Origin of the sequence: Allobosea sp. Tri-44 (assembly GCF_004123845.1) — a bacterium.
Classification (GTDB): domain Bacteria; phylum Pseudomonadota; class Alphaproteobacteria; order Rhizobiales; family Beijerinckiaceae; genus Allobosea.
In genome coordinates this window covers 65,649-88,232 of sequence record NZ_NBDP01000036.1, presented here as the reverse complement: position 1 = coordinate 88,232, position 22,584 = coordinate 65,649, and the positions used below count along the sequence as shown (strand labels likewise).

Below are 22,584 nucleotides of genomic sequence, written 5' to 3'. Positions count from 1 at the left end.
GATCAGGGGTCGTACTCCCTGATCCGGATTTCGCCGTCCTCGGTCATGTCGTAGTTGCGCTCATAAGCCATTTCCCAGGCATGGATGGGTTGCCGGCATTTGTCGCAAACGACCTGTGGCGTGAAGTCCTGGCCGCAGGTCTTGTGGGTCAGGATCATCGGCGGCGCGCCGTGTGAAAGCCAACGGTCGCCCCAGGCGAGGATGGCCACAAATGGCCCATAGAGATCCAGCCCCATAGAAGTGAGCCGATACTCGAACCTGTCGGGAAGGCGCTGATACAGACGCCGCTCGAAGATGCCCTTGTCGACCAGGCGGTTGAGTCGGTCGGTCAGGATGTTCGGCGCGATGTTCAGCCGCTCCTCGAACTGGTCGAAGCGACGCGCGCCCAGAAACGCTTCCCGGGAGACCTTGAAGGTCCAGCGATCACCGATGATCTGCAATGTGCGGGAGACGGACGAGGGGCGGCCACGATTGTAATGCTCGCTGTCGGAGGAGCGGCGGGACCGTCGGAACTCGATCGGCGCGCTTCGTCCTGCGCCCGGACCGTCGCGATAGCTGACCTCACGGGCCTTGAGTTCCTCACCACAAGCCGAACAGGCCACGATCGGCTCGCTGTGGCAGCCACAGTTCTTGTGGATCAAACGCAGGGGGATTCTCGGCACGCCGTCGAGCCACTTGTCGCCGAAGCGCAGCATCGCGATCATACTGGGGTAGAGGTCAATCCCCATTTCGGTGAGACGGTACTCGTAGCGCAGGGGCCGGTCGAGGTAAGCCGCGCGCTTGAGGATTCCCTGATCGGTCAGGCGTTTCAGGCGCTCCGTCAGCGTCTGACGCGGCACCTTCAGGCGAGCCTGGAAATCATCGAAGCGCCGAGCGCCAAACAGGCATTCGCGGATGACGAGAAATGCCCACGCATCCGAAAGGATCGCGATTGCCCGTCCAACTGAGCAATTGCGCTCAAGTACAGCGGTCAAAGCCTCTTCGCCCTCGGACACGTGCTCAGCCTCCTCGCCCGCTCCTTTCTTTGCTGCGGCAATCCTCACGCGAGCGCCTTTCGAGCGTTAAAGTTCATCAGTCCTTTTAGCTGTATACGACCTGACGCGGAACCGACCGCTCGCGAGTGCCGCCCGCGAGTGCAGAATGGGCTCAGCCCTCCATCAGCAATTGTTTCAGCTTGAAGCGCTGGACCTTGCCGGAGCCCGTTCTCGGGATCGTACCCACGACGTGGACGGCCTGGGGCGTCTTATAGCTTGAAAGCCGCGCCCTGCAGTGCGTCAGAATGGCCTCCTCGTCGAGTTGATGCCCTTCGCGCGGAATGACGAATGCGACCGGAACCTCGCCCAGAAACTCGTGGGGCATGCCGACGACCGCGCAGTCCAGCACGCTCTCATGGGCGAAGATCGCCTCCTCGACCTCAACCGGCGCGATGTTCTGTCCGCCGCGGATGATGATCTCCTTCAGCCGCCCGGTGATGGACAGGAAGCCGAAGTGGTCCGAGCGGGCGAGATCGCCTGTGCGGTACCAGCCGTCCCGCAGGGCTGAGGCCGTCGCCTCGGGGTTGTCGTGATAGCCGAGCATGACGTTTGGCCCGCGTACGATCAGCTCGCCTTCACCGCCGCGCTCGACGTCGCGGTCGTTGAGGTCGACAATGCGGGTCGCGAGCCCGGGCAGCGGCAAGCCGCAGGAGCCCATGAAACGCGCGCCTTGCGGAGAGTTGATCGTGACCATGGTCGAGGTCTCGGTGATGCCGTAGCCGTCGAGCAGCTTGACGCCGAACCAGCTCTCGAATTCCTGGTTGAGCGGTCCGGGAAGAACCGCGCCGGCCGACAGGCAGATTCTGACGCGTGAGAGCGTGCGCCGACCCTCCTCCTTCGCGCGTTCAAGCATGTAGTGGAAGACGGTCGGCACGCCGGGCAGCAATGTGATTGGCTCTTCGGCCAGAACCTCGGCGAGACGGGAGGTCGAGAAGCTCTCCATCAGATATTCGCTGGCGCCGGTCGCGACGATGCTGACGACGGCGAGGTTGAGCGCGTAGCTGTGATAGAGCGGTAGCGCGTTGAGCACGTAGTCGTCGGCGTTCAATCCGGCGATCGGGGCCCAGCAAGCCGCCGTGACCCAGCTCATGCCTTGAAGCGAGAGCACGACGCCTTTGGCGCGGCCCGTCGTGCCGGAGGTGTAGACGATGAAAGCCGGGCGCTCCATGTCAGGCGGATCGCGCGGGGCGAGGGTGGGCGCCGTCTGATCTTCGAAGGGGGCGCCGCGGCCGTCCTCCAGCGTGACGACTGCGACGCTTCCGGATGCTTGTCGCAACAGGTCCAGCTTCGCGATGTGGCCGAACGCGGCCACGCACTGCGAGTCGTCGAGCCGGTAGGCAATCTCCTCTATCGTCGCCTCGAAGCTGATTGGCACGGCGACCGCGCCGGCCCTGACGATGCCGAGACACGCCTCTACCCAGTCGACGGAATTGGGCAGGTGGATCGCGACGCGCTCGCCAGGCTGGACGCCGCGCGACTGTAAATGGGCGGCGATGCGGGCCGTGCGATCCGCAAGTTCACCATAGTTCACGGCGCGTGCCTTGTCCCGGAAGGCCGGCGCCTGCGGTCGATTGGTGGCCTGTCTGCGCAGGAGCTCACCGATCGGGGCGATCAGGTCTGTGATGATCATGGGCGTCCTCCCTTGGCGCCAGGTCAGAGCATCGCGAAGCCGCCATTGACGCTGATCGTCTGGCCGGTGATCCAGGCAGCGTCGGCTGAGGCGAGGAACGCGATCATCGGCGCGACGTCGGAGGGTTGGCCGATGCGCTTCAACGGATAGTTCTTGACCATCTTGGGCAGGTTCTCAGCGAGCCAGGCCGGGTCGGAATGGGCCGACTGAATCATGCCGAGCGTCACCGCGTTGCAGGTGATATCGTAGCGGCCGAACTCACGGGCGAGCGACTTGACCAGAGCGATCGTCGCCGCCCGAGAAGCCGCGGCCATCGACAGATTGGCTTCGCCGATACGCGAGCTGTCGCCTCCCAGCGAGATGATGCGCCCACCCTTGCCGGCCTGAACCATATGGGGAAGGGCCGCTTGGGAGGTGTTGACTGTGCCGAGCAGCCCGACGTCGATGTGGCGCTTCCACTGGTCGGGCGTGGTCTCGAGGAAGCGCGCCCGCTGCGCGACGCCGGCATTGTTGACGACAATGTCGATGCCGCCGAATTCGGAGACGATCCGGTCGACCATCGCCTTGGTCTCGGCGAAGTCGGAGATGTCGGCCTTGAAGGCGATCGCCTTGCCGCCAGCCCCCGCGATCTTGGCCACGACCGCCTCGGCCTCTTCGGCGCTCGACTGGTAATTGACCGCGACCGCGGCGCCCTGGGCGGCGAGTTCGATTGCGATCGCCTTGCCGACGTCGCGGCCGGCGCCGGTTACGAGGGCGGCCTTGCCTGCAAGAGAGAGATTCATGCCGTGGTCCTTTCAGTGGGGTTGGCAGCGCGCGCCGCTTCGACGAGCCGGAAGATCCGGTCCGGCGTGACGGGCAGCGTGTCGATTTCGATGCCGAGGGGGGAAAGCGCGTCCGAGACGGCATTGGCGATCGCAGCCGGAGCACCGATGGTTCCGCCTTCGCCCATGCCGCGGAAGCCGCCGATCGTGCCGGGCAGTTCAGCCTCGACATGGACGATGCCGATCGTCGGAATGACGGAGGCGACCGGGACGAGATAGTCGGCCAAGCTGGCGGTGACGCATTGGCCGTCGTCGTCGTGCACGACCTCTTCGAGCAGGGCGGCGCCGATGCCCTGCGCCACGGCGCCTTGGACCTGGCCGTCGACGATCATCGGGTTGATGATCCGGCCGCAATCCTCGGCGACGACGAAGCGCTTCACCGTCACGCCGTAGGTCTCCGGGTCGATCTCGACCATGGCGAGATGCGTCGAGGAGCAGGCCGTGCCGAAATACGGATCGTAGCTCTCCATGGCGACGAGGTCCTCGCGCTGGTCGTGTGGGATGCGGCCCATCTGCGCGTAGACGGCGTGAGCGATCTCCTTGAAGTTCAGCGAGCGGTTGGAGGAACGGGACCTGACGATGCCCTGCGAGGCCTCGAGGTCCTCGACTGGGACCTTCATCAGATGAGCGGCGGCTTTGAGTACCTTCGCCTTGACGACATGGGAGGACTTGGTCGCCGCGCCGCCCGCGAGCACGGCGGAGCGGCTCGCGTAGGTTCCGGTCCCCATCGGAACGAGTGCGGAATCGCCGTGGCGAACCTCAATGTCCTCCATGCGGCAGCCGAGCTCGTCGGCGATGACCTGGGCAAGGGTCGTCTCTAGCCCCTGGCCATGGGAGGAGATTCCGAAATCCGCGGTGACGGCACCGGTGGCGTCGATCGTGATCTTCGCCGTCTCGATTCCTGTGTTGATCGGCATGCCGGGCGCGACCGCGATACGCGAGCCTATGCCCGTCAGTTCCGCGTAGCTGGCGAAGCCAATCCCGACCCAGCGCCCCTGGTTGCGCGCCTCGTCGCGCTCGCGCAACAGCGCCGGGTAATCGGCGCAATCGCATGCAGCTTGCAGACATTCCTGAAAGGCTGACCGATCCCAGATGATCCCGGAACCCGTGCGGTAGGGGAACTCCTCGGCATTCACGAGATTTCGCCGTCGCATCTCGGCTGGATCAAGTCCCAGCTTGCGCGCGGCCATGTCGATCAGTCGTTCCATGGCAAAGGTCGATGCCGGCCGGCCGACGCCGCGATACGGCCCGGTCGGAGGCTTAGGCGTGAGAACGCCGCGAATGCGACCGTGATAGGCCGCCATCCGATAGGGACCAGGCAGGAAGCTGACGACCTGGACGGGTTCGAGCGCGCCCGTCCAGGGATAGATCGAATAGGCGCCGATATCGCCGATCACGTCGGCGCGCAGTCCGAGCAGGCGTCCTTCCTCGTCGACCGCGAGCTCGGCATCCATCAGCTCGTCGAAGGCTTGGCTCGTCGCGGTGAGGTCTTCCAGCCGGTCGCTGACGAACTTCACCGGCCGATCGAGCCTGCGTGCCAGCACGCAGACGAGGAGCTCTTCGTGATAGAGCGAGCCCTTGCCGCCGAAACTGCCGCCGACGTCGGGGGCGACGACGCGCATGCGGTTGCCCGGCAGGTCGAGGCAACCGGACAGAACGTCCCGGATGATCCCCGGTATGTTGGTCGAGGAATGCAGGGTCAGTGCCCGTTTGCGGCGGTCCCATTCGGCGAGATAGGACCGCGTCTCCATCGCCACCGCAGTCTTGCGCGTCATCCGAAAACGCGCGCGGACTGTGACGGGCGCCTGTGCGAAGACCTCGTCGACCTCTCCTCGCTGGAACTCGCGGGAGATGATGACATTCGTCCCTGCCTCCTCGTGGAGGAGCGGCGCGTCCGGGGCGACGGCGTCGACCTGCCGGATGGCGAACGGCAGCGGCTCGTAGTCGATTGTGATGTGTTCGAGAGCGTCTTCGGCAGCGTAGCGGCTCTCGGCCACGACCGCGACGACCGGTTCGCCGACATAGCGCACCTTGCCACGCGCCAGAGGCCAGATCGGGGTCGCATAGTAGTTCTTCATCTTCGAGGTTGGGATCGCCGGGGTGAGATCACCTTCGAGATCTGTGGCGTCGAAGACGGCGACGACGCCTGGCACGTCGAAGACGTCACCGAGATCGATCGCGCGGATCATGGCGTGGGGCTGGTCGCTGCGGCGCAGGGCGACATGAAGTGTGCCCTTGGGCGTCATATCGTCGACATAGCGCCCGTTGCCGGACAGGAGGCGCGGATCCTCTGTGCGCTTGACGCGCGCGCCAACGAGCTTGGGCCGCAGCTCGACCGAGGCATCGACCTGGCTCATTCGTAGAAGTCCCGGCCTTTGCGCAACGCTGCCCATTGCGCGTCGTCGTGTCCGAAGATCACGGTGGCGCCTTCGGCCTCCAGACGCCTGATTTCGGCGATGGTGGTGGCGGCGAACTCTTGGTTCCAGTTGTTCTTGGGCAGGATGCCATCGAGGGACGAGCGCATCGGCGCCGCATCGGCGGCAAGCAGGAACTGACCGTCCCGGTCGAGCTGCACGAGAGCCCCCGTCGTCCCCGGAGTGTGGCCGGGAAGAGGAACAAGGACGATCCGACCATCGCCGAACAGATCATGCCGCTGGTCGAAGGTGGTGAAGCCGTTAGGCTGGTTCCACTCCTTCGGAAGATAGCCTTGCTTTTCTGCGCCCTCGGCTTTGGCCGTATCGAGCTCAGCGGCGTGACACATGATCGTCGCGTGGTGAAAGGCTTCGTTGCAGCCGCAGTGATCCGGGTGAAGGTGGGAGCAGACCACGATGTCGATGTCGCTCGGTAGGAGACCGAGGCCCGCGAGCTGCGGTACGACCGTGTCACGGGCTTCGAAGATCGGCGTCATGACCCGGGCCAAGCCACCCCAGCGCTCTTCCGGATCTGCCGCAGCTTGCGGATTGCAACCGGTGTCAAAGAGCACATTGCCCTGCGGGTGGCGGATCAGCGCGCAGGAAACCGGCAGTTCTAGCGTCTCCTCCTTGGCGGCGTCGGGCTGGTAGATCGATCGGCGCATGCGCAACCGCCCGCCCGACAGGAAGTGAAGCTTCATGGCCTAGCCTCCTTTTCGCGAACAAGCTCGCGCACGGCGTCGACGATGTGCTCGTAGCCTGTGCAGCGGCAGATGTTTCCGGACAGCGCCTCGCGGATCTCGTCGTCGCTTGACGGAGCGTGGTTCCGCAGGATGTCGGTGATGGTCATGATGAAGCCGGGCGTGCAGAAGCCGCATTGCAGGCCATGATGGTCGCGAAACGCGCGCTGGGCCCGTCCGAGGTCCTCAATGGTTCCCTGTCCCTCGACGGTTTCGATCTCGGCGTTATCGGCCTGGACAGCGAGCGTCAGGCAGGATCTAGCGCTGCGCCCGTTCAGGAGGATGGTGCAGGCCCCGCAGACCCCGTGCTCGCAACCGACATGTGTTCCCGTGAGCCCGAGTTCTTGTCGGAGCATGTCGCTCAGCAGCATGCGCGGCTCGACCAATACGCTGTGTCGAAGCCCGTTTACGATGACGGAAATCTCACGTTTGGCGGTTGTCATGCCGGCACAGCCTCTTTGGCCCGGGACCAGGCGTCACGGATCGCACGGCCAGCGAGCGCTCCCGCCAAATGGCGCCGATAGTCGGCCGAGGCATTCAGGTCAGAACCGGGCGAAATCGCCGCACGCAAAGCAGCGACGGCGCGGCCGACGGCTTTATCTGTCAGCTCTGTGCCCTCAAGTTGATCTTCGGCAGCCGCGATGCGGCTCGGCATTTCGCCGACGCCCATCACCGCGATGCGGATGTCCTTCACCCGACCGTCTTCGCGACGCATCAGTGCGGCGGCAGCGGCCAGCGCGTAGTCGCCATGGCGCCGGGCGAATTCGTGGAACCCGTACCCCATGCCCTCGGGAATGGTCGCGAGGTCGATAGCGGCGACGAGCTCGTCCGGTTCCAGCGTGGTCACGAGCGAGCCAGCGAAGAAGTCGAGCACCGGGATCGTGCGCGTACCCCGACTGGAAACGGCATGGATTCTGCCATCGAGCAGCACCGTCATCATCGGCATCTCAGCGGCTGGATCAGCATGACACACGCTGCCGCAGAAGGTCCCGCGATTGCGGACGGTCAGATGGGCTACATGCTTCATCGCTTCCGACACGACCGGGGCATGCCTGGCGATGATCGGATCGCGCGCCGTCATAAAATGGCGCACCAATGCTCCGATGCGCAGGCGCGAGTCATCGCGTTCTACCCGGTCGAGACCAGCGATCGCGTTGATGTCGACGAGAACTGACGGCTTTACGAGGCGGAAGTTCATCATCGGCATCAGGCTCTGCCCGCCCGCGATGATCTTGCCATCGCCGCCTGCGCCAGCGAGCGTATCGACCGCATGCGCGACGCTCTCGGCGCGGACGTAGTCGAAGGCTGCCGGTTTCATCGTCAGTGTCCTTGAAAGCGCGGCGACCGCTTCTGAGCAAAGGCGGCTCGGCCCTCGGAATAGTCGGCGCTGTTCAGGGCGCGCAGGATGTGTGCGTTGGCGCCTTCAGCCTCGAAGGGAAGATCGCGCATCGAGAGGCTATTCAGAATGGCCTTGGCTCCGGCAATGGAGAGCGGCGCCAAATCCGAGAAGTCATCGAGAAGCTCTTTCGCGGCTGCGAGCGGATCTTCCGCGACCCCTTGCGCGAAGCCGATACGCAGGGCGTGTGCGACGTTGAAGCCTTGTGCTGAGAAGAAGATGCGCTTCGCTTCCGCAAGGCCGACCAACGCCAGCAGCCGGGCCGTGCCCTTCACGCCGTACACGATAGAAAGCTTAGCGGCGGGGATCGCCATCCGAGCGTCGGCAGAAATGATGCGGAAGTCACATGCCATGGCGAGATTGCAGGCGCCGCCGTAGCAATGACCGCGGATTGCGGCCACGACCGGCCGCCCTAGCGCGGCAATGGCATCGCAGGCTGCGTCGACCGCAACTTCATAAGCAATTCCTTGCTCGGTCGAGGCGCGGTTCTGTTCGAAGTCACCGATGTCGGCACCGGCGGAAAAGGTCGAGCCCGCGCCGGTGAGGATAACGCCCCGCAGGGTTTCGTCTCGCCCGAACTCTCCGAAAATATCGGCGAGCGCCTGCCACATGGCGAAGGTGACGGCGTTCTTCCGCTCCGGACGATTCAACGTGACGGTCGCGATCACGCCTTCGCGCGTGATATCGATACCCTCGATGCTAGTCATGCGCGTTCCACTCGGAGTGTTTCGAGAAATGTGCGAACGGGTTCGGGCAATGCGGTCGGGCGGCGCGTACGGCTGTCGACATAGACATGGACGAAATGGCCCTCCGCGGCGGCCAGATCGCCATCGGTGAATAGCCCGACCTCGTACCGAACGCTGGAGCGGCCCAGATGGGCGACGCGCAGCATCGCCGTCACCTCTTCCGGGAAGGAAAGAGAAGCGTGATAGCGGCAGCCTGTCTCGGCCACGAGGCCGATCACTTCGCTCGAAGCGGGGTCAAGCAGACCGCGCTCGATCAGCGCCGCGTTCACCGCCGTGTCAAAGAATGAATAGTAAACGACGTTGTTCACATGCCCGTAGACGTCGTTATCCATCCAGCGCGTCGGGATGGGGCGCGCCAATGCGTAGTCCCGGCGACGCCCTCGGATGGCTCGGTCGAATGTCGCCTTAGGGGCAGTGGTTTCTTGGTCCACCATTGTCTCCTCCTAGTGACTTGCATTATTAGACTGTGTTAGGACATGTCAAGGCACCAGGCGCGACGGCAACTCGCAAAGCCAGAGCGAAATCGGTGCGACAGGAGGATGTGCAATGAAGGCTCAGCCGATCAGAGGGCTGCGGGAATCCCTCTCCGATCCCGGTCTATTTCTCGAAGCGAACCTCGTTGGTGGCGAGTGGATCGGTACCGTCGGCCGCAATGTCATCGCGGTGACCAATCCGGCAACCGGCGCGGTCATCGGGCATGTGCCGTCGCTCGGGCGCGACGAGGTCGCAAGAGCGATCGCCGCCGCGCATAAGGCCCAACCGGCCTGGCGAGCCAAGACCGGCAAGGAAAGGGCCGCGATCTTGCGTCGGCTGTTCGATCTGATGATGGAGAACCAGGACGATCTGGCGCGCATCATGACAGCCGAGCAGGGCAAGCCATTCGCTGAGGCGAAAGGCGAGATCGCCTACGCTGCCTCCTTCATCGAATGGTTCGGCGAAGAGGCGAAGCGGGTCTACGGCGATACGATTCCCACACCGGTCGCTGGGCGCCGCCTCATCGTCCAGAAGGAGCCGATCGGCGTCTTTGCGGCGATTACGCCGTGGAATTTTCCGGCGGCGATGATCACCCGCAAAGCGGGGCCAGGTTGGGCGGCGGGCTGCGCTGGCGTCATTCGGCCGGCGAGCGAGACTCCTTTCTCGGCACTGGCGCTCGGGGTGCTGGCCGAACGCGCTGGCCTGCCTCCCGGCGTCTGCAACATTGTGACCGGTCCGTCTTCCGAGTGCGGCAAGGAGCTCTGCGAGAACCCGTTGGTGCGCAAGCTCTCCTTTACCGGTTCGACGCGGGTGGGCTCGATCCTGCTTACCCAGTGCGCTCCAACGGTGAAGAAGACGAGCATGGAACTGGGCGGCAATGCCCCGTTCATCGTCTTCGACGACGCCGACCTAGATGAGGCGGTGAAGGGGGCGATGGCCTCGAAGTATCGCAACACCGGGCAGACCTGTGTCTGCGCGAACCGCTTCCTGGTTCAGGCCGGTGTCTATGATCGCTTCGCCGAGAAGCTTGCGACGGCCGTTGGACAACTCAAGGTCGGTGACGGGATGAGCGAGGGCGTGACACAGGGGCCGCTCATCAATGCCGCTGCAGCCGACAAGGTCGAGGAACATGTCCGCGACGCACTGGCGAAGGGCGCGCGCGTCGTAGCCGGCGGGAAGCGGCACGATCTCGGAGGCAATTTCTTCGAGCCGACGGTGCTTGCTGACGTTTCATCGTCTGCCTTGGTTTTCCAAGAGGAGACCTTTGGCCCGCTGGCGCCCCTTATCCGGTTCGAGACTGAGGCGGAGGCGATCGCCATGGCGAATGACAGCGAGTTCGGTCTGGCTGCGTACTTCTACAGTCGTGACATCGGCCGCGTGATACGAGTGGCAGAGGCGCTGGAAGCCGGCATCGTCGGAGCCAACGAGGGTCTGATCTCCACCGAAGTCGCCCCCTTCGGTGGCGTAAAATCATCGGGTCTCGGTCGCGAAGGGTCGAAGTACGGGATCGAGGACTACCTCGAGATCAAGTACGTCTGCCTCGGCGGCATCGGGCAACCCAACTGAAGCGCTAGGAGGAAACGCCATGGATATGTCCGGCGAGCAGCGCATCGAGGCGTTGCGCGATGTGGTTTGGGCTGCTCTGAACAATCCCGAGATCCTGAGGAAGTGCATTCCTGGGTGCCAGGAACTCGACAAGCACTCCGATACGGAGATGACCGCTGTGGCGGTCATCAAAGTCGGCCCGGTGTCGGCACGCTTTCAGGGTGCGGTGACGTTGTCCGATCTCGATCCGCCGAACGGGTACCGCATCACCGGCGAGGGGCAGGGAGGAGTTGCGGGCTTCGCCAAGGGATCGGCCGAGGTTCGCCTTACGGCCGATGGAGAAGCGACGATCCTGCGGTACTCGGTGTCGGCTCAGATCGGTGGAAAGCTATCCCAACTCGGCGGCCGCCTCATTGATGCGACAGCGCGGAAGATGTCCGATGCCTTCTTCAAGCGCTTCGCCGAGGAAATCGCCAGCAAGGACGGGACTACAGACTCAAGATCGAGTGCAACGCCGGAAGTGACCGAGGCTGTGTCGCGAGCTGCCGGCATCAACTCGATGCCGAACCATCGGCTGCAGCCCTTGACTGATTTCCCGCTGGCTACTCAATCCGCCTCGATGCCTTGGGTATCATGGCTCAATATCGCGGTCTTGATTGCTGCGGGCCTCGTCATCGCATCGGCATTGCTGATCGGGTCGCCGCCAAGGCTCTCGCTTCCCACTCCGGCAGGCAGTTCAGCCATCGACCTATCCTCCGCCGTTCTGCTCTTCCTGATCTTGGCCGTCGGATATCTGGCCGGGAGACAGCACGAGGCCTCGCGGACGAGCATGTCTGACCGGCAGTTGCTGTATGCGCTGCTGGCACGGCGTTCGGGAGCGCCAGAGGGCTGAAGAACTATTGCCAAACCTCTGCCGTCCGCATCAGCGTTGCGCGGCCCCTACAGCGCCAGAATGGCCCCGGTACGGCAATTTCGCACTCTGTCGACACGCGCGCCTTCCCAATGAAAATCATAGTGGTCTGCCTGGACGGGGATAGGGACCAGATCTGGCCAGAAGATCGCGACGCATTCCCCGCCGGGACTGCGCACACTTCGGTACAGAAGCCCGTTTGAGCCGGAGGCACGCATCTCCTTCGCGAGCGCCTGAGAGGCCGAATAGCTGTCCGCCGCGTGCAGCTCGATGATCTGTCGGACGTCGTGGAGTTTCTGATCAATCGCGTTGATCAGCATCCGGAACTGTGAGGTCCATCCGCGTTCCTCTTTGCTTGCGGCCATCGTTCGCCCGTGATGGTGCGCAACCTCACGGATCGCGACCTCTTCAGTCTGACCGGCGGAATAGACACCCCATGACCCGTCTGTGAACCTGCCCGGCCGATCGGTGCTGATGTGGACGAAGGGGGCCATGAGATAGCTGGCGCCAGGGCCGGATACGCGCCTGGAGGCAGGTACGAGATCCAGCCTCCCGAGTTCCTCCCAAACGCGCGGGTTGGTTTTTGATTCGATCGAGGCGAGCGCCTCCCAGTCGCTCGGATCTGCGATGTCCTCGAACAGATCGACCGGCGGGTAGATCGATCTGATGATGCGGTAGGCCTTCTGCCAGCGGACGTGGGCGAGCGGGGCAGCGTCGATCACCAACCACCGCGCTCCGCATCGAGATATGCTCGGATGCGAGCTAGCGAGAAGATGTCCCCTTGGGACATGATCTCGACCGGGGTCTTTCCACCAAAATTGTCATTCGGCTTGCTGACCCAAGCATAGCCGCGCTCGGGCTCAGTGAAGAGAATGCGCAGGCCTTTGTGAACCCCCAGGATCAACGACAAGCGAGTGGCCAGGTCCCGGTCAATGCGACCATGATCGCCGGTCTTCCAGCGAGCATAGGTCCGGGCCGGCAAGCCACCGAGGATTTCGCGGGCGACCGCGTCAGTCAGCTTCCACTTCTCGAAGAGCTTAATCACCGCTCTCGCAGCAGCCGAGGCTTCATCAGCGGTGATCTGAGGAATCGACGGCTGAGCGGCTGTGCGCGGTATTTCGACGAGCATGACGATACTCCTTAGGCGTAAAATAGGCCTGTTTGCGCCAATTGGCAATAAGCTGTTCGATCAGGCGCGATGCGATGTGCCCAGCGGATCAGCGGCATTTTGAATGACCGAGGCGAATGACCGCCCCCCGTCGGGCTTGGGCGACGCGTCAATCCCCGACTGACGACTCCGCTTGCACGCCGAAATATTTTAAGCTGAAAATATATTTCAGCCTGCAGGGAGGGTTTGGCAATGTTTCTGACCGATCGAAGGACTGTTCTCGTCGGCCTGTCGAGCACGCTCGCCGCTGCGGCGCTGGCGCAGAACATGCCGGTGGTCGAGACCGCGAGCGGCAAACTGCAGGGCTTTGTGCAAGAAGGCGCTATCGCCTTCTTCGGCATCCCCTACGCCGCCCCCCCTTTCGGGCCGCTGCGCTATCGCTCGCCGCAGCCGGCCGCGCCCTGGGCCGGTATACGCGATGCGAGCAAGCCGGGCGCAGCCTCGATCCAGACCTTGGCGGGCGCGGCCGCCTGGCTCTATGACGGCGCCGACCCGCAATCGGAAGATTGCCTTTTTCTCAACGTCTGGACGCCCTCTGCTCAAGGCAAGCGGCCGGTGATGGTCTGGCTTCATGGCGGCGCCTGGCGCACCGGCCATGGCTTAGTCGCCGGCACGAACGGCGCAGCACTGGCTGCGCGCGGCGACGTCGTCGTGGTGACGGTAAATTACCGGCTCGGCGCTCTGGGATGGCTGGCGCATCCCGACCTCAAGGACGAGCGCTCGGGCACCTTCGCGAATTGGGGGCATCAGGACCAGATCGCAGCGCTGCGCTGGGTGAAGGACAACATCGCCGCCTTCGGCGGCGATCCGGCGCGGGTGACGATCTTCGGCCAGTCGGCCGGCGGGCAGAGCGTCGCGACGATCGCGCAGAACCCTGCCAATGCCGGGCTGTTCGACAAGATCATCATTCAGAGCGGCTCGCTGCATGGCGCGCCGGGCTTTCCTGAACTCGACACCGCCGCTGCATATGCGGAGGCGCTGGCGAAGCGGCTCGGCACCAGCATCGCCGGCCTGCGAGAGCTTCCCGCCCAGCAGCTTCACGACGCCGAGCTGCAGCTGGCGCGCGATCCTGCCATGGTGCGCTCGCTCGGCCGCCCGCCGATCCTGCCCGTGCTCGACGGCAAGGTGCTGACGGCCTGGCCGCGTGACGGGCAATTGCCGGCCGTCCCCGTACTAATCGGCACGACGCGCGACGAGGGCGTGTTCTGGTATGACCTGGTCAACCCCGACGGCAAGGCTGTGGGCGGACCGAAGTCGCCGCAAACGGAGGCCGAGTTACAGGCGATGATCCGCGACCTGATCGCGATCTATCGCCCGGAGGCCGCGCATCTGCCGGTGGCTGAGATTGTCGAGGCCTATCGTTCCACCGCGACGCCGGCTGAGGGCGATGCTCTGAAAAGCTCTTGGATAGCCGCCTATGGCGACATCGTCTTTCGCCTGCGCGCGCTCGAGGCCGCCAGGCGCCATGCGCGGGCCGGGCACGCCGCCTATCTCTACGAATTCGATCATCCCCTCGCGCCGCCGGCGCGCGGCGTGCCGCACACGGCCGAGATCCCGTTCGTTTTCGGCACCTATCGCCACCCGTTCTTCAGCGCCAAGGTGGGGGCAGGCCAAGCCGAGGCCAGGCTGTCTGAGCTGATGCTGGCGAGCTGGGCCCGCTTCGCTCATACAGGCACGCCCGCCTCCGACATCTCGGGCGCCTGGCGGCCGGTCTCGCCCGACGGCAAGGGCATCAACGTTCTCGGCCGCGAAAGCGGCTATCAGCTCGCCGACGCCGTCCAGCCGGAACGCACGGCCGCTTGGAGGATCTGAGGCACCCGTTGCGCCAACGCCGGCCGCCAATCTCAAAAAGAGGGTTTCAGGCCTTGGGTGTGGTTTGGGATGCGACTGCTCGCAAGGTCGAAGCGGCAAGTGGCGGCTTAGCCTCCAAAAAGTCCAAGTTTCCGCGACCAAACGCCCCGTCGATGTGACCCACCATGCGCCTCATCCCGGCTCGGTCCAGCCCAAGTATCGCGGTGACGCGCTTTGCACCCAAGTTGTCGCCATTCAGTCGCTCCCGGGAGCCGGAGCCGTGAGCCTAGGGGCGCGTCATGCAATACTCTCTCGTAGACGGTAACCGGCGCGAGGCCTTTGCGGGCGGTCGCGGCCTTTGTCCTACCTGCGGCGCTGCGATGATCGCCAAGTGTGGGCCGCGCATCCTGCACCACTGGGCTCATGCCGGCCGGCGTAACTGTGACCCGTGGTGGGAGAATGAAACCGAGTGGCATCGGGCGTGGAAAAATCTCTTTCCCCAGTCCTGCCGGGAGATTGCGCACGTTGCGCCTGACGGCGAGATCCACCGCGCGGATATCAAGACGCCGACCGGAATCGTCATCGAGGTCCAGCATTCGGCAATGACTGACGCAGAGCGGCAGTCACGCGAAGACTTCTATGGCAATCTGGTCTGGGTGATCGACGGACGCGGCTTCCGGGACAACTTCGACATCTACCATCTGCTCCCGGACCCGGACTCCGAGATCGCGCAGGACCTAGTGTGGTGTAAGGCGAGCCGGCCCATGCAGGGCGCGGCGCGTGGCCTGTTCTTTCGTCTGTCGGAGGGTCAGGCGGAATTTCCGGATGAGACCATCACCAAGGCGTCGATGCGGGGCGGTTTCTACCACGGCATCCATGAGATCGAGGCCGATGTGGCACAGGCCTACCGCGGCCACCACCAATATGACTGGGTGCGGCCGCGTCGCACTTGGCTGGATGCTGCCTGCCCGGTCTACATCGACTTCGGTGACGATCGCCTCGTGCGGCTCGACACCTATGACGAGTCCGGCCTGCGCTGCATCCGTCTCGTCTCGAAGCGCAAGTTCCTGCATGACGTCATGGTCGAAACCGATGGTCGCGCGATCGCGACGCGGTTCCATCCGTTCAGGCACGACTAACAAGGAAAGTTTCGATCGGCTCGAACCAGGATCAACTGCCGCATATCTTCCCGGCCAATCTTGGCGGCTGTACGACCGGGTCACCTTCCCTGTGCTGGACAGCCTTCCTCACAATGCAACGACCGCGACCGGCGAGGGCGCGACGCTCGGTCAATTCCTCGACCGCATCGAAGGGCAAGTCGACAACTATGCCGGAAATGAAATGGCCAATGGGCCCACGCCGATCATCGCTCAGTGCGCGTGCCATCGCCCACCGACTGCTGCACGAATTCCGGCGGTCGCTTCAACCTGTCGCCGAACGTCTTCTCAGGAAAGCCTCCATCCTGCCATCCTCGAACAGATCGAAGGCCTTTGCTTTTGCCTCGTCCATTGAGTGAAGACGCTGCTTGCCCTGCGTGCCATTTACGCAAAGGCGGAATGCCTCGTCGGTCGGTTCGACGACCAAGTTCGCGCCCTTTTGGCTTAGCCTGACCGATCCGCTACCAAACGTCTTCCAACGAGGCGACCGCAGGAAGCGGTTGCGACGTGCACTCGGCCCAGTGCTCAGGCCGAACTGTCGGACCCGGCTCACTCGCTTCACTGCTCCGCCTTTGGCATCAGGTCTGTAACTTTCTGTAACATACCCTGCAGAGCATAGGCACGCTTCGGATCGCTAGCCGCGAGGCGCCTGGCTGTCGCGATCACTTGCACCATGATGCGCTGGAACTCGTCACCCTCCAGCGCCGCTCGGAGGCGTAGCCCGGAGGGCGTGTTTTCGACACTCTCATTGGTGTAGAGGCGCCAGAGCTGCATGCGGGAACAACCAGCCAGTCGAGCCAAGTCCGACTTCGTACTGCCGTTGCGCAGGGCCGCATCCATGAGCACGCGCAATGTGCTTTTCTCGGGTTGCATCGCGTCACCCTAGACTGTAACTTATGTAACTACAAGGGCGACGTAATGCAGAACATCGACATCGTACTGAGTGAGGGAATACACCGCGTCCCATTGCCGGATCCCGATGCGGAGTGGTCCGCTGGCTACCGATGGGGCGATGCGTCTTTTCTGCTCACGCCATCATGGATCGCGAAGCACACCCATATGAGGTGGCGCATCGGCACCTACAGCCAGGTCTTTGGCGGCGTGCGTTGGAATCTGGCCGAGGAGGTCGTGTTCTGCATTCTCAGTGGTTTCGGCATCAGGGCCGAAGTGGCCGAGGCGGCATTATCGCACCTTCAACGCGCCGGCCTTTTTCAGCAGCCCTTCAGTGTCGAGGAGATCGAGCGTCTGCTTCGAGAACCACTGCAATTGGGAAGCGGCAAACGCGCCAAATATCGTTTCCCACAGAAGCGCGCACAGTACATTCATGGTGCGCTGGAAAGACTGAGCGATGTCCAAGAAGTCGCAGGCGACTTGGAGTTGCGCGACAGGCTGCTGGCGATCAGGGGGGTCGGCCCCAAAACCGCATCGTTCATCGTTCGCAACCTGCTCGGCAGTGACAAGGTTGCCATCCTCGACGTCCATGTGCTTCGCGCGTGCAAGATTGCCCGGATTTTCCCACCGCGGTTCGATCTCGCCAAGGACTACGGTCGCTTGGAGCGGCGCTTCCTCGATTTTGCCGACGCCGCCGGCGTGCCAGCCTCGATCCTGGACGCCACAATTTGGGAGATGGCGAGAGACCTGTCCCCGTCAAGCCTCGCTGCTGCTGACCGCATGAATAGGGGTCTGGCTGCCTCAGAAGGACTGCCAGTGCCAACCTACGATCCATCAAGTATCATCGATGAATTCGTGATTCTTGAGGGGGGAAGTAGTGACCGGGGGAAGAAAGGATTACCTGTCGGACGACTTGCCTAGCCGGGGTAGCGGCGGGGAAAAAGGATCAGCCGGCCAGGAGGCAGGCGCCGACCTCTGCAACATCACCTCCAATGGCAGTCTTCGCTCACCGAATCCGGTCGTAGTGCGGTCGCTCCAGCAAGGCGATCGATTATCTGTTGAGGTCACTCCGGTCGGGGGCGTCGAGGTCCTCCGCGCAATTCACAGCAGTCAAATTGGCGCCGGCGTGATCGATTGTCCTGCTGAACGCGAGATCATCCAATGCATTAATCTGGGGAACTCGTATCAGGCCGTTGTCCTGCGGGTTCAAGGCGGCGCGGTGTCAGTTTCTGTGTCCAGGATCTGACCGATGTTTCACGTCATCGGGGGCAGTTACCGCGAGATCTGCATCTCGCCCGAGATCAAGCAATTCTATGGCTCCGGCGGTCGGGCAGCCACTGCGCTTGCAGGGCTTACGGACGTAACGCTGCATACGTTCGTTAGCGACATGCGGCTGGACGATGCGCGTCGCATGGCAGTGCTTGGCGGCTTTCAGCTGGACCTCGTCAAGTCCGATATCGACGTGAGCTTCGGCTATATCCACCCTCTTGCCTCGTCGCAGACCGATCCTCTTAGAGGCACGTTCGAGCGGGTAGGTTCGATCCACGTCGATGCAGGCAACGAAACCGCCCTGGTCTTCGGAATGTATGAAGGCAACTCGTCTGTGAGGGCGCAAACCATCATCTATGATCCACAGGACGGGCAAATGCCAGTTTCCTACTTGGAGTCCGGCTGCGTCGCGACTGAACGGCTCGCCATTTTGATGAACGCTGGCGAGGCTTTGAAAACGACGGGTGCGCCAGCGGTCGAGGAGGCCGGTGCGCTTCTCCTAGCGGAGAATTCTGCCGATGTTGTAATCGTCAAATCAGGTCCGAAGGGGGCGCTCGTCTTCCAGAACGGAACTCCCGAAATACGCTCAGTTCCCGCGTTCAACGCCAAGGCCATGTTCGGGATAGGTTCCGGCGATATGTTCGCAGCAGCGTTCGCCTATCATTGGGGAGAGCGCGGCGAGTCGCCCTTCGATGCAGCCGAGAAGGCGTCGCGAGCTGTTAGCCACTACGTCGAGACTCGTAACGATAGGCTCTCGTTGGACGATGCCGAAGGTCTGACTAGGCAGGCCGTCACGGTCGTACCAGGTAGGGTCTACTTGGCTGGCCCCTTCTTCACTATGGCGCAGCGTTGGCTGGTCGAAGAGACCAGAGAGCAGTTTCTGCAGATGGGCCTTGAAGTGTTTTCGCCGGTGCACGAGGTCGGCAGAGGACCAGCAGATTTCGTAGCACCCGCCGACCTCAGGGGCCTTGAGACATGTGATCGCGTTTTCGCGGTATTAGATGGCTACGATTCCGGCACGATGTTTGAGATCGGATATGCACGGAAAATGGGAATCCCGGTCTATGGCTACGGCGAATTAATCGCCCCCGAGGATTCAAAAATGATCACGGGGTCCGGATGCCGTCTCATCCATGATTTCGCGACTGCAGTCTATCATACCGCCTGGAGGCTTTGATGGCGCAAGCTTTGCTTCTGTCAGGCGGTATGGATTCTGCTGCGCTCGCGTGGTGGAAGCGTCCCGCGCTGGCAATTAATATCGACTATGGGCAGCGGCCGGCAGCCGCCGAGCGCGAAGCCGCCCGAATGGTGTCGCAAGAGATTGGCCTTCCTCTGGAGACTGTACAGATCGATCTGTCGTCGCTTGGGTCTGGCACCCTTGTCGGAACGCCAGCCCTACCAGGTGCTCCAACACCCGAGTGGTGGCCCTACCGAAATCAGCTGCTACTCACGTTCGCGGCAGCAGTCGCATTGCGTCATTGCGGTATCGACACAATCTGGATCGGCTCCGTACGAGAGGATCATATCAATGGGGACGGCAATCCCGAATTCCGGGAGGCGATCAGCAAACTGATGAAGCTCCAGGAAGGCAGCATTGGTGTCGACGCTCCAGCCGCGCACCTGTCCTCGACGGAACTTGTGGAGGTTTCTGGCGTGCCCCCGGATGTTCTTGGTTGGACGCATTCCTGTTTTTTGTCGAACGAGCCGTGTCTCGACTGTCGCGGCTGTGCGAAGCATTTGAGCGTCCTCAACGCGCTGCGTCGGCGTTGGTGAAGGGACGGCAGGCCGGACTGGGAGTTGGGCCGAACCAACGCGTGGCCTCGACCGGTCCTGCATAACAGGATGAGAATAGGAGTAGGCCATAAGCGCAGGCCTGAGGGCTCGTCCACGAGGTCGGGCTGCCTGCACATCGTAAGCGGTGTGCCAGCCCCACCTTTTGTGCTGGGACTTGAACGTTGATGTTCCGAGCCGGGAGGGCTTGGACATATGACGATGTCAGAGCTTACGCTTAAATCGAGCGTCGAGGAGCCGGTTCGGCGGTTTGAGGTCTTTACGGGCGCAGGACGGCGGCGAGATTGGTCGGCCGAGGAGAAGGCGCGGATCGTTGCCGAGAGCTTCGAGGCTGGAGCGACGGTGAGTGCCGTTGCCCGTCGCCATGCCTTGTCGCCGCAGCAGTTGTTCACCTGGCGCCGCGAGGCGCGCAAGGCCGCGGAGGCGGTGCCGGCCTTCGTGCCGGCTGTCGTCGCTCCCGAACCGGTTCTCGCCGCGGAGCCGCCGGCAGCATCGCCGCACCGAAAGCGGCGCAGTCGACAACATCGGCGCGCGGCGGCGATCGAGATCGACGTCGCTGGTGTGAAGGTGACGATCGAGAACGGGGCTTCTCCGGCTACGATCGCCGCGGTACTGGGCGCGTTGAAGGCCGGCTCGTGATCGGCCCGACCGGCGCGGTCCGCGTCATGGTGGCGACGAAGCCGGTCGACTTCCGCAAGGGCGCGGAGGGTCTGGCGGCGTTGGTTCGAGAGAGCATGGGCGCCGATCCGTTCTCCGGCACGGTCTATGTGTTCCGGGCGCGGCGCGCCGACCGGATCAAGCTGGTCTACTTCGATGGGACTGGCGTCTGCCTGTTCTCCAAGAGGCTGGAAGACGGCAAGTTCCAGTGGCCCGCCATCGCCGATGGCGTCGTGCGGCTGACGGTGGCGCAGCTTCAGGCCCTGCTCGAAGGCCTCGACTGGCGCCGTGTGCACGAGCGGCGCGAGACGCGCGTTCCAATCGCCGCAAGTTGATCCTATTCCGCGGACACGTACCAAGTCGCTGTCCGCGCGCGGAAAGTCTCCTGGCGATTCCGCTACGGTTGTAGCAGGCTGGTGTGTGTCCAGCCCCAGGCAGCGGTGTCGCCAATTCTGATCCAGCTGCCGCGCTTCTCGAACACCGAGACAGTCGTTCCGATCGGTACAACCCGCAGCGACGCGGCAGCTCGATCCGGGTTAGCTCGGACGTTCGCGTTCTGCTTGACGACCATCTTCTCGACTACGGTCGGCGCTGCCGCAGCAGGAGCGGATGTTGAAACTGGCGTGGGCAATGGCGCGGCTGCTGGCTGGTTTGGAGCGGCCTGGGACCGCGCTGACACAGGGGTCGAGCTGGTGCTCGGCCTTTCAGCATTTGCTACGGTCACAGCCGGAACCGGCGAAATTACGGCCATTGGAACCGAAGCCGGTTTCGGTCGCACAAGATTGGAAGCCGGTCCGTAAGCAATCAGTCCGGCAAGCAGCGCCGGGATCGCAATCACTTCATAGGCGCCCAGCACCTTCGGTAAAGCCGGCAGCAGTGCGCTGGGATCTTTCTGAGGTCCCTCACCCGCAGCCGCTGGTCCAACGGCCGGTTTCGAACTCTTTACCTGCCGCCGAAGCGCATCCTGGAAGCTGGAGATCGCATGCCCGAATGCGAGCGCAGAGCCGCAGTGGCTGGCGTTGTACGCCTCCTCAACCCCATTCCGGGTCTTGAACCTGATCTCGCCATACAGAGCGATCGGGATCTGGAAGTTCTGCGCAAATCGTCGGTCGGGCGATCCGTCCTTGTTCGATTTGTGCCAGGCGTGTCCGACAACCTCGGCGTCAGGCGGTACTGTTTCGTTCTCGATGAAGCGGCAGCCATAGGTCTCGACCGCCAGGTCGCGGAAGTCGATGAGGGCGTAGTCGCTGCTCGCCTTATCCCTGATGAGCATAAAGCCTGGGAAAATGTCGAGATCGCCACCGTTGGCGTTTTCGAAACGGTGCCCTCCGCCCGGTGTTGCCACGATGCCATCGAAGACCGTCCTCAACCCGACCGGGGTGCGCGTGATCGTTTGGTGAGCAGCGGATCGGGTCCGATAACGGTCGACGTGGACGGACGATGTGACATCCCAAAACTTCGCGGTCTGCGAGAGGCGATCGAATGCCTTTCTGACTTCCGCCCATGCCGACCAGGTTTGATCGTCGAGATCGATTTCGACCTTGATCTCGGTCGCTATAATCGCCGCCGCGACCTTCAAGGCTTCCTCTTCCGCTTCCTCGAAAGAAATGCGCGCGGCCGGGATCGACGACTTCATCAGCAAGCGAAGAGGCCACTGTTCGCGGCGGCGCAATTTCCGCCAGGCGCGACGCCGATCCGCAACCGCTTCGGTAAGATCGCCCTGCAGCAAGGCCTTCTGATGCACGGCGTCGTTGATCAGCTTCTTGAGGCCCTCGAGGTCGGGGCTGGTCAGGCTCGCCACCTCGGCACTTTTGATCTCCCCGACCAATGGCTCTGGCTGCGGCTCAGAGGTTGGATGCATCGGCTCGGGCGTCGCCGGCGGTCCCAGGTAAACCTCGACCGGGCTCGGCAGGCGTTTGGTGGGGCGAGGCGAACTCAGGTTGTGGACGTAGGAAATGCCGGTGCCGGGCAGGCCCATTGTCAGGCGGCTGCCACGCGGGCCGATATTGATCATCGCGCCCGGGACGCCAGCGCTTACGCTCACGCCGCTCAGACTGAAGTTCAGCCTTACGCCCGGGAAGAGACGAACGGAACGCCGAAACCTGAACCCCATAGGGCGCCCTTCCGTACCGTCTTGTTCTCGCCGGCGCGGC

General features: G+C 63.2%; 22 protein-coding genes. 9 read left to right on the top strand and 13 right to left on the bottom strand.

The features are described 5' to 3' along the window. Positions 1-2 precede the first annotated feature (2 nt). From B6S44_RS21760 to B6S44_RS21720, 9 genes are all read right to left on the bottom strand, one after another. Positions 3-995, bottom strand: coding sequence for a winged helix-turn-helix transcriptional regulator (locus B6S44_RS21760; RefSeq protein WP_248309701.1), 993 nt, complete (start codon positions 993-995; stop codon positions 3-5). 151 nt (positions 996-1,146) lie between these two features. Then, positions 1,147-2,664 carry a class I adenylate-forming enzyme family protein gene (locus tag B6S44_RS21755; protein ID WP_129158980.1) on the bottom strand — a complete coding sequence of 506 codons (1,518 nt, stop codon included), beginning with the start codon at positions 2,662-2,664 and terminating at the stop codon, positions 1,147-1,149. A gap of 23 nt (positions 2,665-2,687) precedes the next feature. Continuing rightward, entirely contained in the window at positions 2,688-3,446 is a 759-nt protein-coding gene (locus B6S44_RS21750) for an SDR family NAD(P)-dependent oxidoreductase (protein ID WP_129158979.1), read from the bottom strand. Beyond that, a complete protein-coding gene (locus tag B6S44_RS21745) occupies positions 3,443-5,842 on the bottom strand; it encodes a xanthine dehydrogenase family protein molybdopterin-binding subunit (RefSeq protein WP_129158978.1) in 2,400 nt (799 codons plus the stop codon). The genes B6S44_RS21750 and B6S44_RS21745 overlap by 4 nt, the downstream gene beginning before the upstream one ends. Next, positions 5,839-6,597 (bottom strand): N-acyl homoserine lactonase family protein, encoded by a 759-nt coding sequence (locus B6S44_RS21740; protein WP_129158977.1) that lies wholly within the window; start codon positions 6,595-6,597, stop codon positions 5,839-5,841. The genes B6S44_RS21745 and B6S44_RS21740 overlap by 4 nt, the downstream gene beginning before the upstream one ends. After that, entirely contained in the window at positions 6,594-7,079 is a 486-nt protein-coding gene (locus B6S44_RS21735; RefSeq protein WP_129158976.1) for a (2Fe-2S)-binding protein, read from the bottom strand. Before B6S44_RS21735 ends, B6S44_RS21740 begins: the two co-directional genes overlap by 4 nt. Further along, on the bottom strand, positions 7,076-7,954 hold the full coding sequence (locus tag B6S44_RS21730; RefSeq protein WP_129158975.1) for an FAD binding domain-containing protein: 879 nt from the start codon (positions 7,952-7,954) through the stop codon (positions 7,076-7,078). Before B6S44_RS21730 ends, B6S44_RS21735 begins: the two co-directional genes overlap by 4 nt. 2 nt (positions 7,955-7,956) lie before the next feature. Beyond that, the gene (locus B6S44_RS21725; RefSeq protein WP_129158974.1) at positions 7,957-8,739 is read right to left on the bottom strand and encodes an enoyl-CoA hydratase/isomerase family protein; all 783 of its coding nucleotides are present in this window, start codon (positions 8,737-8,739) and stop codon (positions 7,957-7,959) included. Beyond that, entirely contained in the window at positions 8,736-9,212 is a 477-nt protein-coding gene (locus B6S44_RS21720) for an acyl-CoA thioesterase (protein ID WP_129158973.1), read from the bottom strand. The genes B6S44_RS21725 and B6S44_RS21720 overlap by 4 nt, the downstream gene beginning before the upstream one ends. Positions 9,213-9,324: 112 nt before the next feature. Between B6S44_RS21720 and B6S44_RS21715 the strand changes: the two genes are divergently transcribed. After that, a complete protein-coding gene (locus tag B6S44_RS21715) occupies positions 9,325-10,818 on the top strand; it encodes an NAD-dependent succinate-semialdehyde dehydrogenase (protein WP_129158972.1) in 1,494 nt (497 codons plus the stop codon). Between the two features lie 19 nt (positions 10,819-10,837). Continuing rightward, positions 10,838-11,689, top strand: coding sequence for an SRPBCC family protein (locus B6S44_RS21710; RefSeq protein WP_129158971.1), 852 nt, complete (start codon positions 10,838-10,840; stop codon positions 11,687-11,689). Positions 11,690-11,736: 47 nt separating this feature from the next. Here the strand turns inward: B6S44_RS21710 and B6S44_RS21705 are convergent, their stop codons facing one another. Both B6S44_RS21705 and B6S44_RS21700 read right to left on the bottom strand, forming a co-directional pair. Beyond that, positions 11,737-12,432: an RES family NAD+ phosphorylase gene (locus tag B6S44_RS21705; protein WP_248309700.1), complete on the bottom strand. Its 696-nt coding sequence runs from the start codon at positions 12,430-12,432 to the stop codon at positions 11,737-11,739. Beyond that, positions 12,426-12,836, bottom strand: coding sequence for an MbcA/ParS/Xre antitoxin family protein (locus B6S44_RS21700; RefSeq protein WP_129158969.1), 411 nt, complete (start codon positions 12,834-12,836; stop codon positions 12,426-12,428). Before B6S44_RS21700 ends, B6S44_RS21705 begins: the two co-directional genes overlap by 7 nt. Positions 12,837-13,067: 231 nt before the next feature. Between B6S44_RS21700 and B6S44_RS21695 the strand changes: the two genes are divergently transcribed. Both B6S44_RS21695 and B6S44_RS21690 read left to right on the top strand, forming a co-directional pair. Continuing rightward, a complete protein-coding gene (locus B6S44_RS21695; protein ID WP_129158968.1) occupies positions 13,068-14,687 on the top strand; it encodes a carboxylesterase/lipase family protein in 1,620 nt (539 codons plus the stop codon). A 278-nt stretch (positions 14,688-14,965) separates the two neighbouring features. After that, positions 14,966-15,805, top strand: coding sequence for a competence protein CoiA (locus tag B6S44_RS21690; protein WP_129158967.1), 840 nt, complete (start codon positions 14,966-14,968; stop codon positions 15,803-15,805). Positions 15,806-16,381: 576 nt separating this feature from the next. On the opposite strand, the gene B6S44_RS21680 is transcribed toward B6S44_RS21690, so the two are convergent. Continuing rightward, complete coding sequence (locus B6S44_RS21680; protein WP_129158965.1) at positions 16,382-16,696, bottom strand: hypothetical protein; 315 nt, start codon at positions 16,694-16,696, stop codon at positions 16,382-16,384. Between the two features lie 45 nt (positions 16,697-16,741). Between B6S44_RS21680 and B6S44_RS21675 the strand changes: the two genes are divergently transcribed. The 5 genes from B6S44_RS21675 to tnpB all read left to right on the top strand — a co-directional run bounded on the left by B6S44_RS21675 (position 16,742) and on the right by tnpB (position 20,766). After that, positions 16,742-17,635, top strand: a complete 894-nt coding sequence (locus B6S44_RS21675) for an 8-oxoguanine DNA glycosylase (protein ID WP_129158964.1) — start codon at positions 16,742-16,744, stop codon at positions 17,633-17,635. Between the two features lie 328 nt (positions 17,636-17,963). Further along, positions 17,964-19,160, top strand: a complete 1,197-nt coding sequence (locus tag B6S44_RS21670) for a PfkB family carbohydrate kinase (protein WP_129158963.1) — start codon at positions 17,964-17,966, stop codon at positions 19,158-19,160. Beyond that, a complete protein-coding gene (locus B6S44_RS21665) occupies positions 19,160-19,756 on the top strand; it encodes a 7-cyano-7-deazaguanine synthase (RefSeq protein ID WP_129158962.1) in 597 nt (198 codons plus the stop codon). The genes B6S44_RS21670 and B6S44_RS21665 overlap by 1 nt, the downstream gene beginning before the upstream one ends. Positions 19,757-19,975: 219 nt before the next feature. Then, on the top strand, positions 19,976-20,413 hold the full coding sequence (gene tnpA / locus B6S44_RS29465) for an IS66-like element accessory protein TnpA (RefSeq protein ID WP_164985916.1): 438 nt from the start codon (positions 19,976-19,978) through the stop codon (positions 20,411-20,413). Continuing rightward, positions 20,410-20,766 carry an IS66 family insertion sequence element accessory protein TnpB gene (gene tnpB / locus B6S44_RS29460; protein WP_164985915.1) on the top strand — a complete coding sequence of 119 codons (357 nt, stop codon included), beginning with the start codon at positions 20,410-20,412 and terminating at the stop codon, positions 20,764-20,766. The genes tnpA and tnpB overlap by 4 nt, the downstream gene beginning before the upstream one ends. 62 nt (positions 20,767-20,828) lie before the next feature. On the opposite strand, the gene B6S44_RS21655 is transcribed toward tnpB, so the two are convergent. Beyond that, positions 20,829-22,544 (bottom strand): DUF4236 domain-containing protein, encoded by a 1,716-nt coding sequence (locus B6S44_RS21655; protein WP_129158961.1) that lies wholly within the window; start codon positions 22,542-22,544, stop codon positions 20,829-20,831. Between the last annotated feature and the right edge of the window lie 40 nt (positions 22,545-22,584).

Coding starts and splice junctions, on each gene's coding strand:
- B6S44_RS21735 (WP_129158976.1), bottom strand. CDS start 7,079: ATGACAACCGCCAAACGTGAGATTTCCGTCATCGTAAACGGGCTTCGA.
- B6S44_RS21755 (WP_129158980.1), bottom strand. CDS start 2,664: ATGATCATCACAGACCTGATCGCCCCGATCGGTGAGCTCCTGCGCAGA.
- B6S44_RS21715 (WP_129158972.1), top strand. CDS start 9,325: ATGAAGGCTCAGCCGATCAGAGGGCTGCGGGAATCCCTCTCCGATCCC.
- B6S44_RS21695 (WP_129158968.1), top strand. CDS start 13,068: ATGTTTCTGACCGATCGAAGGACTGTTCTCGTCGGCCTGTCGAGCACG.
- B6S44_RS21750 (WP_129158979.1), bottom strand. CDS start 3,446: ATGAATCTCTCTCTTGCAGGCAAGGCCGCCCTCGTAACCGGCGCCGGC.
- B6S44_RS21745 (WP_129158978.1), bottom strand. CDS start 5,842: ATGAGCCAGGTCGATGCCTCGGTCGAGCTGCGGCCCAAGCTCGTTGGC.
- tnpA (WP_164985916.1), top strand. CDS start 19,976: ATGTCAGAGCTTACGCTTAAATCGAGCGTCGAGGAGCCGGTTCGGCGG.
- B6S44_RS21655 (WP_129158961.1), bottom strand. CDS start 22,544: ATGGGGTTCAGGTTTCGGCGTTCCGTTCGTCTCTTCCCGGGCGTAAGG.
- B6S44_RS21680 (WP_129158965.1), bottom strand. CDS start 16,696: ATGCAACCCGAGAAAAGCACATTGCGCGTGCTCATGGATGCGGCCCTG.
- B6S44_RS21720 (WP_129158973.1), bottom strand. CDS start 9,212: ATGGTGGACCAAGAAACCACTGCCCCTAAGGCGACATTCGACCGAGCC.
- B6S44_RS21700 (WP_129158969.1), bottom strand. CDS start 12,836: ATGCTCGTCGAAATACCGCGCACAGCCGCTCAGCCGTCGATTCCTCAG.
- B6S44_RS21710 (WP_129158971.1), top strand. CDS start 10,838: ATGGATATGTCCGGCGAGCAGCGCATCGAGGCGTTGCGCGATGTGGTT.
- B6S44_RS21670 (WP_129158963.1), top strand. CDS start 17,964: ATGTTTCACGTCATCGGGGGCAGTTACCGCGAGATCTGCATCTCGCCC.
- B6S44_RS21675 (WP_129158964.1), top strand. CDS start 16,742: ATGCAGAACATCGACATCGTACTGAGTGAGGGAATACACCGCGTCCCA.
- B6S44_RS21665 (WP_129158962.1), top strand. CDS start 19,160: ATGGCGCAAGCTTTGCTTCTGTCAGGCGGTATGGATTCTGCTGCGCTC.
- B6S44_RS21690 (WP_129158967.1), top strand. CDS start 14,966: ATGCAATACTCTCTCGTAGACGGTAACCGGCGCGAGGCCTTTGCGGGC.
- B6S44_RS21740 (WP_129158977.1), bottom strand. CDS start 6,597: ATGAAGCTTCACTTCCTGTCGGGCGGGCGGTTGCGCATGCGCCGATCG.
- B6S44_RS21725 (WP_129158974.1), bottom strand. CDS start 8,739: ATGACTAGCATCGAGGGTATCGATATCACGCGCGAAGGCGTGATCGCG.
- B6S44_RS21730 (WP_129158975.1), bottom strand. CDS start 7,954: ATGAAACCGGCAGCCTTCGACTACGTCCGCGCCGAGAGCGTCGCGCAT.